The sequence below is a fragment of the Stappia stellulata DSM 5886 genome, from assembly GCF_000423705.1.
GTDB lineage: Bacteria > Pseudomonadota > Alphaproteobacteria > Rhizobiales > Stappiaceae > Stappia > Stappia stellulata.
In genome coordinates this window covers 160,524-173,028 of record NZ_AUIM01000010.1, presented here as the reverse complement: position 1 = coordinate 173,028, position 12,505 = coordinate 160,524, and the positions used below count along the sequence as shown (strand labels likewise).

Here is a 12,505-nt window from a genome sequence, read left to right as displayed (position 1 = left end):
ATTTGGCAGTGAAGCTGCAAAGACCGGTTTGATGAGGGGCTTGCGCTGTTCTGGAAGCGGTGTCCCCCCGGCTTTGCGGATAGGTGAGGGTTTGCCGGCTTCACTCAGGTTTGGGCGCTGCTTTCGTCGTTGACGGGTGATTGGTCGCCGTGGGCGAGGTCAGTGCCGTTGTAGGGCGCTCCACAGGTCTCTTTCGAGGCGGGGGAGGCTCTGATGCGCTCGAGCCGCACCGCGTCGGCAGTGACCCGTCGCTTCGGCGTCTTGTTTCTCATTGACACGTCAACGGCGGCGAGGCGGCTTCAAAGCTGCAGGATGAAAGGCGATCTGTCGCTCCCAGACCGTCGACGCTTCCCTGGAAATATTTTTCTCCCCTCGCCCGGCCATGACTGGAAAGTTCCAGCTCGAAACGCTCTTGAAATCGAGACGTGCGTCAGAGTGTTTCAGCGCTGCGCGCTCGGCAAATGTCCGAAACGGTCCTTGTAGTAGTGCGAGAACCGGCCAAGATGGGAAAAGCCGCAGGAATATGCCGCTTCACTCACGCTGGGCGGGTCCTGCCTGGCCGCCAGCAGGTAATGCGCTGTATCGAGCCGGGCATTGCGCAGGACTTCCATCGGACTTTGGCCGTAGAAACGCTGGAATCCCTTTTGAAGGGTTCGAACGTTCAGACGCGCCGCGCGCGCGATATCAGTCAGGTTGATCGGCTCTGCCAGGTAGGCGTGAATGTACTCGAGCGCGATCCGGATTTCGCGGGGACCCGCCCGTCGGTCCGAACGTTCGATGATGTGCGAGATGTTGCTTGGTTGAAAGGTAAGCAGCGCGTGCGCCAGGTCCTCTTCCGCCCTCAGGTCCCGTGCCGCCAGCTGGCCCTGGAACAGGTCTCCGTTTTCAATGGCCTGGGCACAAGCCATCACGAGGCGTCTCAACCGTCGCCCCGGCCCGTTGGCCAGGTCGACCTGCATTTCAAATCTTATGGGTCCGGGGAGCGGAACGCCCGTCAACGACCGGGCTACCGCCTCCAGCTGGCTCTTGTCGACCTGGAGCAAGAGCTTGCTGCAATCGCGCCCCCAATGCAGCAACGCGGTCCGGTCAGGGTTCAGGATGGTTCCCATCTGCGTCGTGGCGGTCATTTCTTCGCCACGGTGTCTGATGTTTGCACGCCCCGAAAGGGGGACCTGAAACAGATAGAAAGAGCCCAGCCGTCCCGGATCCACCGTCACGTCTGCTCCATAGTGCAGGTAATTTGCGGAAATGCTTTGCCCGCTCACCCGATTGTGGCGGACGAAAAGGCCGGATTGCCCCCCGACCACCTCCAGCTTGTGATCGCATAGCTTGCCGGAAATGATATGGCGCGCTTCATCCATGTCGCGAGTGCGAACCACCGGATTCCGCGCGAAATATTCCTTCGCTGGCAAAGCCTCTGCTGTGGCCATCGGGTTCCTTGCAGGACGGTTGAAGGTTTTTCCGCGTCGATTTAGCGCATGAGTTCCAATTTGCTTCAAGCTTAAAATTTATACCGAAGACGGGTTCGTTTTTCGGATAACTGATTGCGTGAAAGCGTTGCAGTGTGGGCGGAGCATCCCGTTCCGATCTGCAACAACAGGACTCAGAATCATGGAAAAAGGTGTTGTGAAGGCCGATGTCGGCATGAACGATTTCGCATGGAACGTCGTGGGGCAAACCTATGTTCCCAAGTTTCTGACAGAGGAAACGTTCGTCTGGCACGCCACCATTCCCGCTGGCACTTTCGTACCGCCGCATATCCACCCGACACAGGACGAGTGGATCTACATGCTGGACGGTGATCTGGTCATCGAGTTCCCTGACGAACATTGCAAGGCCGGGACCGGCGACACGATCAAGATGCCGCGCGGTATCGCTCATGGCATCTTCAACCGCTCCGGCAAGACCGCGACATGCATTTTCGGAGTGTCGCCGGCGCGCGATCTCTACAAGCTGTTTACCGAGCTGGATGGCGTGCGGGACCCTCAGGAGCTGGTGCGCCTTTCCGCTTTGCGTGAAGTCAACTTCCTCCCCCCTTCCGATGCAGATTGACCCGAACCGGCCAGGCGACAGGGTAGGGCGGTCTGAAAGAGGCTCCGCTGCCCCTTCCGTCATCCGCCGAGCGAAACATGCGAACAAGGCCGGTCGCACGGCGGGGCGGATGGAATGAACCTGCCACCCTTGTGCGACTGGGACGACGCGTTCGCGAACATGAAACATGTCCAGAAGTCGGGTGAATTGCCTGACTTCTGGGCCGCCCGGGCGGCTGCCTACAGGGCCGGACTGCAGGCGGACGGACGCCGGCTGGACATGGATATCGCCTACGGCAGTCACCCACGGGAAAAGCTCGATATCGTCTGGCCGGACGGCACGCCAAAGGGACTTGCCGTGTTCATTCACGGCGGCTTCTGGATGCGGCTCGAAAAGGGCCACTGGACGGATTTTGCCGAAGGGGCGCGCGCACAAGGGTGGGCCGTCTGCGTGGCAAGCTACACCTTGGCACCAGAGGCGCGGATTCATGAGATCACGGCGCAGGTTGGCCAGGCCATTTCGACGGCGGCCGCGCTGGTGGACGGGCCCATACGCCTGTCCGGGCACTCGGCCGGCGGTCACCTGGTAACGCGCATGCTTTGCTCCGACAGCCCGCTCGCGGGCGACGTGCTCGCCCGCATTGCCCATACCCTGTCAATCAGCGGTCTTCATGACCTGCGACCGCTGCTGCACACCGCGATGAACCGTACGCTCAACCTGGATCTCGAAGAGGCCCGTGCCGAAAGTGCGGTTCTGGCGCAGCCGGCGGCAGCAACGCCCCTGACCTGCTGGGTCGGGGGTGGGGAACGGCCCGAATTCATCCGCCAGACCCGTCTCATGACCGACATGTGGGCGGGACTGGATGTGCCGGTGCACTGCGAAATCGACGGCAATCACAACCACTTCACGATCCTTGAAGGCTTGAGGGATGCGGGCTCGCCAATCACGGCCGCTTTTGTCGGCCCCGTTCCGCAGGATCGGCCGCGCGGCACGCTCGGGCGGACGCATGATTTTCAACCCTCAGGCACCTGAGAGATGGAGGAAGAAAAATGACATCCATGGCTCCGGGGATCGTCAAGTCCCGCCACGGTCTCGACGAGATAAGCTGGAACATTCTGGGCCAGACATATGTCCCCAAGCAGATGACCGAAGAGTGTTTGTCCTGGCATGCCACACTGCCGCCGGGAACCTTCGTGCCGCCACACATCCATCCCGACCAGGACGAATATCTCTATATTCTGGAAGGCCGTTTCGATTTCCTTCTGGACGGGCAGGACGCCGTCGGCGAGCCTGGAGATCTTGTGAAACTGCCCCGCGGCATTCCCCACGGCATCTTCAACAAGTCCGGGAAAACGATAAAAACGCTGTTCTGGGTAACCCCGACCGCGCAACTCTACGACCTGTTCTGGGCGCTTCACAATCTTGGCCCGGACGCCGATCCGGCCCAGATTGTTGCGGTGTCCGCAGCCCATTCCATCGATTTTCTTCCGCCCGAAACCGAGGATGCGCCATGAGCGTCCTGATCGCAGGGGCCGGGATCGGTGGGTTGACGACTGCCTTGATGTTGCACGCGCATGGCATCAAGGCCACGGTCGTGGAGCAGGCTGCGGAAGTTCGCGAAGTCGGGGTCGGTATCAACACCCTGCCTCATTCCATTGCCGAACTCGCCGAACTCGGCCTGTTGGCGCGGCTGGACGAGGTGGGACTGCGGACGCGCGAACTGCGGTATTTGACGCGCAACGGCCAGGAGATCTGGCGTGAACCGCGTGGTCTTCATGCCGGGCACGAGTATCCGCAGTTTTCCATTCACCGCGGTCGGCTTCTGAAGGTGTTGTTCGACGCAGTGGTCGAACGCATGGGACGAGAGGCCGTTTTGACGGGTCTGCGCCTGTCCGGCTTCATTCAGGACGACGCCGGCGTCACGGCACACTTCGTCGACACGGCTGACGGGCTCGGCTCGAGGACGATGCGCGGGGAGGTGCTGATTTGCGCCGACGGCATTCACAGTGTCGGCCGGCGCCGGTTCTATCCCGACGAGGGCGTGCCGAGCTGGGCCGGCGTCGTCATGTGGCGGGGGGCCGCGGAGTGGCCTGTCTGGGAGGATGGCGAGACCATGGCCATCGCCGGGGGCCTGGGCGCGAAGCTGGTGATCTATCCGATCGCACCCGCAAGGGACGGACGGCAGTTGATGAATTGGGTGGTGAACGTGCGCGTCGCCGATGCCTCGGTTTCGCCGCCGCCGCCGGAAAGCTGGTCGAAACAGGCGTCGCTTGCCAAAGTTCTGCCCTATGCCAGGCGCTTCCACGTGCCGGGCATGGATCTTGAGGCCCTCGTTCGTGCCAGCGGCCCGATCTTCGAATACCCGATGGCCGATCGCGATCCGCTGCCTCGCTGGACGCATGGGCGCGTCACGCTCTTGGGAGACGCGGCACACCCGATGTATCCGGTCGGGTCCAACGGCGCGGCACAGGCCATTCTGGATGCCCGCTGCCTTGCCGACGAAATGGCCGCTGCCGAGCACCCGCGCGAAGCACTCTATCGCTACGAACAGGACCGGTTGCCCAAGACCGCCGAGGTCGTGCGCACCAACCGGCTCGGCGGGCCCGAACGCGTGATCGACGAGGTCGAGAAGCTCAGTCCCCGGCGCTTTGAGAACGTGGACGACGTCCTTGGATATGAGGCTCGCAAGGCGATTGTCAAAGGGTACGCAAAGATGGCCGGCTTCGCCACGAAGGAAGACGCCTGAGCGCACAAGAAAGCCAAGGTGCCGGTCCGCGATCACGGGAAAACAAGAACAAACCTGTTCCGACGATTTCCGGCCCGCACTCACCCAGCCCCGGAGGGGGGCGAAAAGGAGGACTGATCATGAAAGCAAGATCGAAAAACACGATTGCAAACCTGGCGACCGTGCTGGCCTTGAATACCGCACTGTGTTCGGCCGCCCTTGCCGAGGATATCAAGATCGGGATGGTTGTGACGCTGTCCGGTCCGCCGGCCGCGCTTGGCCAGCAGATCGTCGACGGTTTCCAGCTTGCGCTGGATCAGAACGGCGGCAAGCTCGGTGGCGAAACCGTTTCCCTGATCGTCGAGGACGACGAACTCAAGCCGGACGTGGCTCTGCTCAAGGCAAAGTCGCTGGTCGAGCGTGACGAGGTCGATTTTGTCGTCGGGACCGTCTTTTCAAACACGCTGCAGGCGATCTTCAAGCCGGTAATCCAGTCCGACACCTTCCTGATCAGCCCGAATGCAGGGCCGTCGACATTCGCCGGAAAGAACTGCAACCCCAACTTCTTCGTTACCTCCTACCAGAACAACCAGAACGCCGAAGTAAGCGGCCTGATCGCCAATGAGATGGGGTTTGAGAACGTCGTCATCGTGGTGCCGAACTACCAGGCCGGACGCGACAACGTTGCCGGTTACAAGCAGACCTTCAAGGGCACCGTGGTGGATGAGGTTTTCACGCCTCTGGGACATCAGGATTTCTCGTCCGAGCTGGCGAAGATCTCCACATCCGATGCGGACGCCCTCTTCACATTCATGCCGGGCGGCATGGGCGTGCGCCTCGTCAAGCAGTTCGAGGCGTCCGGTCTTGATGAGAGCATCAAGTTCACGTCGGTCTTCACTACCGACGAAACGACCTTGCCGGGCCAGCAGGACGCAGCTGTCGGGTTTCTGTCTGCCGGCTCCTGGGCCCCGGACATGAAGACCGAAGCCAATCTGGCCTTTGTCTCTGCCTTCGAGGAGACATACGGCTATGTTCCAGGCTCTTTCGCCGCCCAGTCCTATGACACGGCCAATCTGATTGCCAGCGCATTGGAAAAGACCGGCGGCGACATGGGCGACAAGGACGCAATGCGCGCCGCGCTTGAGGCGGCGGACTTCAACTCCGTTCGCGGATCCTTCTCCTTCAGCAACAACCACTACCCGGTTCAGGATTTCCATCTGCTCGAGGTGGCGAAGCGGGAAGACGGCAAGTTCTGGACCACGGCGAAGAAGACCATCGTGACGGACTATGCCGACAGCTTCCATAGCGAGTGCAAAATGTAGGAACCGGATCGCGCCCGCCCAGTCATGGAGCGGGCGCGTCCGATCTATGGAAAGGCAGATACGTGTCCTTGACTCTCTTTCTGATCCAATGCCTGAACGGGCTTCAATACGGCACGCTCCTGTTTCTGATAGCCGCCGGCCTCACGCTTGTCTTCGGGGTCATGGGGTTCATCAATCTGGCCCATGGCGTGCAATACATGGTGGGAGCCTATCTGGTTTTTGCCTTTCAACAGTTGACCGGAAGCTTTGTCGCCGCGGTGATCCTGTCCATGGCTGCAGCACTTTTGCTTGGCCTGTTGCTGGAGCATTTCGTCTTCCGGCATCTTTACGGACGCGACCATCTGGCCCAGGTGCTGGCGACCTTCGGGATCATCATTTTTCTCAATGAGCTGGCCAAGATACTATTCGGCCCGGGAACGCTGACGATCGAACCGCCGGAGTTTCTCGCCGGGTCGGTCCAGCTGACCGAGCAGCTTCGCTATCCGGTGTATCGCTTCGTTACAATCCTTGCCGGCCTGATCGTTGCCGTCCTGCTTTACATCACGGTGACCCGGACGCGCGTGGGAATGCTGATCCGTGCCGGCGCGACGACGCCGGATATGGTTTCCGCGCTTGGGATCAACGTTCAGAAACTGTTCATGATTGTCTTCGGCGTCGGCGCGATGCTTGCGGGTTTTGCCGGCGTGATCGCCGCACCGATCTTTGCGATCGAGCCTGGCATGGGAGACAACATCCTGATCATCGCCTTTGTGGTCATCATCATTGGCGGCGTGGGGTCGATCCGCGGTGCTTTCTTGGGCGCCCTGATGGTCGGCCTTTTCGATACGGTCGGACGCACGCTCCTGATCGAGGGTCTCGAGGTCGTCTTCCCGCCGTCCGTCTCCAATCAGGTGGGTCCGGCTCTGGCATCGATGCTGGTCTACATCCTGATGGCCGCCGTCCTGGTGGTGCGCCCGCAAGGACTGCTGCCGGCGAAGGGGGCCGCATGATGCGGGTGGATCGCAGCTTCTTGGTGATGGCGCTTATCTTCGCGCTGCTGCTGGCCGCCCCGTTCGTCCTGCCGTTGGTGGAGCAGACCTACCTGTTGAGCCTTTTGATCAAGGCGATGCTCTTGGCGATTGCGGCAATTTCGCTCGACCTTCTTGTCGGTCACGGCGGGATGGTCAGCCTGGGACATGCGGCCTTCGTGGCGATCGGAGCCTATGCAGCGGCAATCGGTCTGGAAAGCGGCATCGAGAACATTCTGGCTCTGCTCGTTCTGGCGGTTCTCGTGTCCGGGCTTTTCGCCCTGGTCACCGGTGCGCTGGCGCTCAGGACCTCCGGTGTCTACTTCCTGATGATCACGCTCGCCTTCGGGCAAATGGCCTATTTCACGCTGACCTCCCTTGCTCCCTACGGCGGCGACGACGGCTTGACGCTCTGGTCCATGGCAACCTTGTTCGGCAGCGATGTGGTGCAAAACGGTGGCCAGCTTTATCTGGTGATCCTGCTGACGCTGCTCGCCAGTTGGTGGGGCGTTCACCGGCTGAGCAACGCCCGCTTCGGACGGGTTCTGCGCGCGGCACGCGACAATCCCGGTCGCACGGAGATCATGGGCTTTTCGATTTTCCGCTACCGTTTGACCGCCTATGTCATCGCCGGAATGATCGCTGCCGTTTCCGGCCTGCTGACAATGCAGCATGCGGAGTTCGTCAGCCCCGCCATGGCCGCCTGGCAGCGGTCCGGCGATCTTCTGGTGATCGTGGTCCTGGGGGGACTGGGAACGCGCAATGGCGCGCTGCTCGGAGCGTTGTTCCTTGTCCTCGTCGAGGAGGTCCTCGGTTCGATCTTTCACGAGTGGCGACTGCTCTACGGTCCGTTGCTGGTGCTCATGGCCCTGCACGCCAAGGGTGGACTGAGCGACCTGCTGTTTCCCGCGCACGGACCGGAAACGACGGATGCGACCCGGGCGAACGGGGAGCAAATCTGATGGACGTTCTGGAAATTCGTAACCTGAACAAGCGTTTCGGTGCGGTGCATGTCAGTCGGAACATCTCGCTCTCCGTTCCCGATGGTCAGTGTCATGCCGTCATCGGTCCCAACGGGGCGGGCAAGACAACGCTGATTCACCAGATCTCCGGCGTGCTGCAGCCGGATGCCGGCGAGGTCGTTCTCGCCGGCCGCGACATCACGGCGAGCAAGACATGGCAGCGTGCACAAGCCGGGCTCGGACGCACCTTTCAGCTGACCTCGGTGCTGCCGTCCTTCTCCGTTCTGGAGAACGTCGCTCTGGCTGCGCAGGCCAAGTCCGGATCGAGCTTCCGCTTCTTCCGCCCAGCCGGGCGGGAGGCAGATCTGAACGAAAAGGCCATGCGGACGCTGGAGCGCCTCAAAATCGGAGACCGGGCGCTTGTGCCCGCCGACGATTTGTCACACGGGGAAAGGCGTCTTCTGGAACTGGCCATCGCTTTGGCGGGGGCGCCGAGACTTTTGCTCCTGGACGAACCCATGGCCGGTCTCGGCCGGGTGGAGAGTGCGATGCTGATCGACATTCTGGCGGATTTGCGCCGCAGCATTCCCATGCTGCTGGTGGAGCATGATATGGACGCGATCTTCCAGCTGGCGGATACGGTCTCGGTTCTGGTCGACGGCCGGATTGTGGCGCAGGGGGCCCCTGAAGACATAAGGAACGACCCGGCGGCCCGGGCGGCCTACCTTGGAGACAAAGGACAATGAGCGCGCTTCTGACCGTTGCCAATCTGCATGCAGGTTACGGAAGAGCCAAGGTCCTGTTCGGAATCGATTTCGATCTGGCCGAAGGTCAGGTGACCACGCTCATGGGCCGCAACGGCATGGGCAAGTCGACCACCGTGCGATGCCTGATGGGTCTTTTGAAGCCAAGCGAAGGCAGGATCCTCGTGAAGGGCGAGGACCTGACCGGGGAACCTCCCTACAGGGTTGCCCAGGCCGGGCTGGGGCTGGTCCCGGAGGGGCGGCGGGTTTTCCCCTCGCTTACCGTTGTTGAAAATCTGCGCGCAACAGCCCGCGCCGCGCCGGACGGCTGGACGGTTGAAAAGGTCTTCGAGGCCTTTCCGCGCCTTGCGGAGCGCAGGCGCAACCTCGGCTTCCAGCTGTCGGGCGGCGAACAGCAGATGTTGGCCATCGGGCGCGCCCTGATGACCAACCCGGACCTGCTGATTCTCGACGAGGCCACCGAAGGACTGGCTCCGCTCATCCGCGAGGAGATCTGGTCCATGCTCGCCCGCTTGAAGGCCAGCGGCCTTTCGATCCTCCTGATCGACAAGAACCTGGACGAACTTTCCGACATTACGGACCGATACTACGTAATCGAAAAGGGCGAAATCGTCTGGAGCGGTGCTGCCAAGGCATTTGACGCGAACCGGGAGAAGGTGGAGCAGTACCTGCATCTGTGAGATGGGAAAGAGGCCGTCTTGGGCGCGGTCCAGAGGGGGGAGGTCTCTCTTCCACCTGACCTTTTTCTGTTTTCGGCTTTTTGAAAGTGGGCTCTTGCCGGTTTTTCGGACACTCGGCCAAGCCAACATAGCTTGCCCTCGAACTCCACGGGGCTCGGACAGTCCAGTGTCGAGGGCCGCCGCCAAGGGGGGCGAAGCGCTCGACATCTTCGACCACGTCTGCCCCGCCCGTCACCCCTCGTGCTGTCGACCTTGCGCGCTGTCCGCTCGCGGGGCGCTGGGCGGCATGGCTGAGCGCCGATGGCTCGTCGCGTGTGCTGCAGCCCCTCTTTGCCGGTCTGATCGAAAAACCCGGGACCGGAGCATTACCGCCCTTGCCTGGTCCATTGCAGTCCTGGTGAAAGGGGGGAAGCTCCAGGCAATCTGCCGCAAATCCGGAGCCGGCCGCATTGCCGATGTGGCGGTGGTCTGCCAGTCTGTCGGCACGCCGGCAACGCCTCGGGTCTGTGACCCGCGCGCATTGACGGGCCAGGCCAGCGGAGACGATACATGAAAATCGCTTATACGATGGCGCAACAGCGTGGCGACATGGATCGCCTGCTTGCCGGGGTCGCGGAGGCGCTTGCCGCGCGCGGACTGAGGTGTTGCGGCATCGTCCAGATCAACTCCCCCGACTGCGACGACCGGACCTGCGACATGGATGTTCAGGTGCTGCCCGACGGCCCGCGCATCCGTATTTCGCAGTCTCTTGGCCCCGAGGCACGCGGGTGCCGTCTCGATGTCGGAGCGCTGGAGACCGCGGTCGGGGAATGCGGACGCCGGCTCGATTCGCAAGCGGACGTCTTGATCGTCAACAAGTTCGGAAAGCGCGAGGCGGAAGGCGGCGGGTTTCGCGACCTGATCGCCGAGGCGTTGTCCCTGGACATACCGGTGATCGTCGGGGTGAACGGCCTCAACGAGGCGGCGTTCCTGGCGTTTTCCGCGGGAGCGGCCGTGTCGCTTCCCCCGCGCGCAGACAAGGTACTCGACTGGGTGCTCGCCGCCGCCGCTCGGCTTGACGAAACGGCCTGAGCAACGGCGGCGGACGCGAGTGCCGGGTCTATCCTGCCTGGTAGGCCGATGCCGCCGTTCGCAGGAAGGTCAGACTGCGGGCGAAGGCGCGCTGTGCCGAGGGCGCGTCGTAGGCGCTCTTTCGCCAGTTGTTGAAACCGTGGCCGGCTCCGTCATAGCTGAAGACCTTGGCGCCGTCGGGAAGCTGACGGCGCAGTTCGGCGATGGCCTCGGGCGGGGTGCCTTTGTCGTCGGCGCCGAAGTGCAGCATGATCGGGCAGGCGACATTGCCGGCGATGCCGAGCTTCTCGATGCCGACACCGTAATAGCCGACGGCAGCGTCGATCCCGGATCGTGTCGCGCAGATGGTGGCGAGCTTTCCGCCGAAACAAAAGCCGAGCAGGAAGACAGGAGCGCCGCCCGCGGTCCGCGCGTGGCCGGCCAGGGCCATCACGTCCTCCGCCGCCTGGTCCCAGTCGAGCCGGGCGTACATTGCGCGCGCCGTTTCCAGGTCGTCGCCGTCATAGCCGAGCTGGACGCCAGGCTCGATGCGCCAGAAGAGATCCGGCACGATCACGTGAAATCCTTCGTCCGCCCATTGGTCCGCCAGTTCGCGAATGTGCTGGTTCGTTCCAAAGATTTCCTGGAGCAGGATGATTCGCCCGACCGGCGCGCCCGTTGCCGTTTGCGGCGGAAATACTTCATAGCAGGGGAGGTCGGCGTTGCCCGTTGCGATCCGGGTGTCTTTGCCGCGTGTCTGTTTCATCTGGTTCTCCGAAGAAAAACGGAGGTCCGCGTCACCGGACCTCCGGATTTTGGGTCACGTGCCCGGGCTTACTCGAAGCGCGCGTTGTAGGCGCGCGAGAGAAAGTCCTGGAGCCAGGTCTTGTCGTCGTCCGACATGGCTTTGGTCGCGCTGATCGCCGCTTCCAGTTCTTCGCCCGCATAAGGCGCATAGCCATTGAGGGAGGCGTCGATCTCCTTGAGGAATACCGGGTCCGCCAGCATCGAGTTGATGCCCTCTTCCAGCGCCGCGACGGCAGCGTCCGGTGCGTCTTCGTGGACCATCAGCACCCGCCCGAGGCTCACGGTCGCACCGGTCATCGCCATATAGGCGCTCCACGCCGGCCCTTCGGGGTCCGCACCGTCATTCAGGCTGCGGTAGACGTCCGCGACCGTCGGAAGATCCGGAACGGAAGGATCGGCGACGAGCTTGCCCTTGCCGTTGATGAAGCCTTGCGAGAACAGCGGAATCGCCTTGCCTTCATCGATCATCGGCTGAACCTTGCCGGTGTAGTTCGGCATTGTCTGACCGTCGATGTTGGCCTCGCCGCGTTCGAAGGCGAGCAGGGTTTCCGACTTGCCCTCATACCCGGTGATGGCCTTGATCTCGGTGCCCAGGACCTTGAGACCGAGAAGCGTGTCGATCGAGGCCATGATCCCGGCACTGGCGTGGATCAGTCGATCGGAGGAAGCCGGAATGTCTTCGGGCTTTTCAATCCCCAGATCCGCCGCGGCAAAGGTGACGCGTCCCACCGGCCCCGCCATCAGCGGGTCATACTGCCCGAGCTCCGCGCGCGAGCCGCGCAGACCGAGCATGATCCGCATCAGCAGCTGGCCGGTGCCGACCATGAGGGTCTCGCCATTGGGGTCGACGCGGCTGACGTAATGGTTCGACGCCAGGATCGAACCGGATCCCGGCATGTTCTCCACGATGATCGCCGGGTTGCCCGGAATGTGGTTGTCGAGATGTTCAGCAAGGACGCGCGCGAACTGATCCGTGCCGCCGCCGGGTGAAAAACCGACGAGCAGCGTTACCGTCTTTCCCTCGAAATACGCGTCCGCCTGTGCCGCCATCGGCGCCATTGATGCCGCGCAAAGCGCGAGACCGGCAAGAATTGTTTTCTTCATGAAGGTCCTCCCTTACCAACCGTTCGGCTCCGTCCGAACGATAACTGTTGACA

Annotated in this window: 13 protein-coding genes; 10 read left to right on the top strand and 3 right to left on the bottom strand. The window is 62.2% G+C overall.

What is annotated here, in order from left to right:
- Nucleotides 1-440 precede the first annotated feature (440 nt).
- A complete protein-coding gene (locus tag G572_RS0105985) occupies nucleotides 441-1,430 on the bottom strand; it encodes an AraC family transcriptional regulator (RefSeq protein ID WP_029057689.1) in 990 nt (329 codons plus the stop codon).
- Nucleotides 1,431-1,611: 181 nt separating this feature from the next.
- Here G572_RS0105985 and G572_RS0105980 point away from each other — a divergent pair, with 181 nt between their 5' ends.
- From G572_RS0105980 to G572_RS0105935, 10 genes are all read left to right on the top strand, one after another.
- A complete protein-coding gene (locus G572_RS0105980) occupies nucleotides 1,612-2,052 on the top strand; it encodes a cupin domain-containing protein (RefSeq protein ID WP_029057688.1) in 441 nt (146 codons plus the stop codon).
- Between the two features lie 258 nt (nucleotides 2,053-2,310).
- Complete coding sequence (locus G572_RS22780) at nucleotides 2,311-3,063, top strand: alpha/beta hydrolase (RefSeq protein WP_245566161.1); 753 nt, start codon at nucleotides 2,311-2,313, stop codon at nucleotides 3,061-3,063.
- Between the two features lie 17 nt (nucleotides 3,064-3,080).
- Nucleotides 3,081-3,545 carry a cupin domain-containing protein gene (locus tag G572_RS0105970; protein WP_029057687.1) on the top strand — a complete coding sequence of 155 codons (465 nt, stop codon included), beginning with the start codon at nucleotides 3,081-3,083 and terminating at the stop codon, nucleotides 3,543-3,545.
- Nucleotides 3,542-4,777, top strand: a complete 1,236-nt coding sequence (locus tag G572_RS0105965) for a flavin-dependent oxidoreductase (protein WP_029057686.1) — start codon at nucleotides 3,542-3,544, stop codon at nucleotides 4,775-4,777. Before G572_RS0105970 ends, G572_RS0105965 begins: the two co-directional genes overlap by 4 nt.
- A 119-nt stretch (nucleotides 4,778-4,896) precedes the next feature.
- A complete protein-coding gene (locus G572_RS0105960; protein WP_051241747.1) occupies nucleotides 4,897-6,078 on the top strand; it encodes an ABC transporter substrate-binding protein in 1,182 nt (393 codons plus the stop codon).
- Nucleotides 6,079-6,146: 68 nt separating this feature from the next.
- Nucleotides 6,147-7,067 (top strand): branched-chain amino acid ABC transporter permease, encoded by a 921-nt coding sequence (locus G572_RS0105955; RefSeq protein WP_208979055.1) that lies wholly within the window; start codon nucleotides 6,147-6,149, stop codon nucleotides 7,065-7,067.
- Nucleotides 7,064-8,047: a branched-chain amino acid ABC transporter permease gene (locus G572_RS22775; RefSeq protein WP_208979045.1), complete on the top strand. Its 984-nt coding sequence runs from the start codon at nucleotides 7,064-7,066 to the stop codon at nucleotides 8,045-8,047. Before G572_RS0105955 ends, G572_RS22775 begins: the two co-directional genes overlap by 4 nt.
- Nucleotides 8,047-8,793: an ABC transporter ATP-binding protein gene (locus G572_RS0105945; RefSeq protein ID WP_029057683.1), complete on the top strand. Its 747-nt coding sequence runs from the start codon at nucleotides 8,047-8,049 to the stop codon at nucleotides 8,791-8,793. Before G572_RS22775 ends, G572_RS0105945 begins: the two co-directional genes overlap by 1 nt.
- Nucleotides 8,790-9,491 (top strand): ABC transporter ATP-binding protein, encoded by a 702-nt coding sequence (locus G572_RS0105940; RefSeq protein WP_029057682.1) that lies wholly within the window; start codon nucleotides 8,790-8,792, stop codon nucleotides 9,489-9,491. Before G572_RS0105945 ends, G572_RS0105940 begins: the two co-directional genes overlap by 4 nt.
- Before the next feature lie 549 nt (nucleotides 9,492-10,040).
- Nucleotides 10,041-10,562 (top strand): DUF2478 domain-containing protein, encoded by a 522-nt coding sequence (locus G572_RS0105935; RefSeq protein ID WP_029057681.1) that lies wholly within the window; start codon nucleotides 10,041-10,043, stop codon nucleotides 10,560-10,562.
- A gap of 28 nt (nucleotides 10,563-10,590) precedes the next feature.
- On the opposite strand, the gene G572_RS22770 is transcribed toward G572_RS0105935, so the two are convergent.
- Both G572_RS22770 and G572_RS0105925 read right to left on the bottom strand, forming a co-directional pair.
- Nucleotides 10,591-11,307: a dienelactone hydrolase family protein gene (locus tag G572_RS22770; RefSeq protein WP_051241744.1), complete on the bottom strand. Its 717-nt coding sequence runs from the start codon at nucleotides 11,305-11,307 to the stop codon at nucleotides 10,591-10,593.
- A 68-nt stretch (nucleotides 11,308-11,375) separates the two neighbouring features.
- Nucleotides 11,376-12,452, bottom strand: coding sequence for a Bug family tripartite tricarboxylate transporter substrate binding protein (locus G572_RS0105925; RefSeq protein ID WP_029057680.1), 1,077 nt, complete (start codon nucleotides 12,450-12,452; stop codon nucleotides 11,376-11,378).
- Nucleotides 12,453-12,505: the final 53 nt, after the last annotated feature.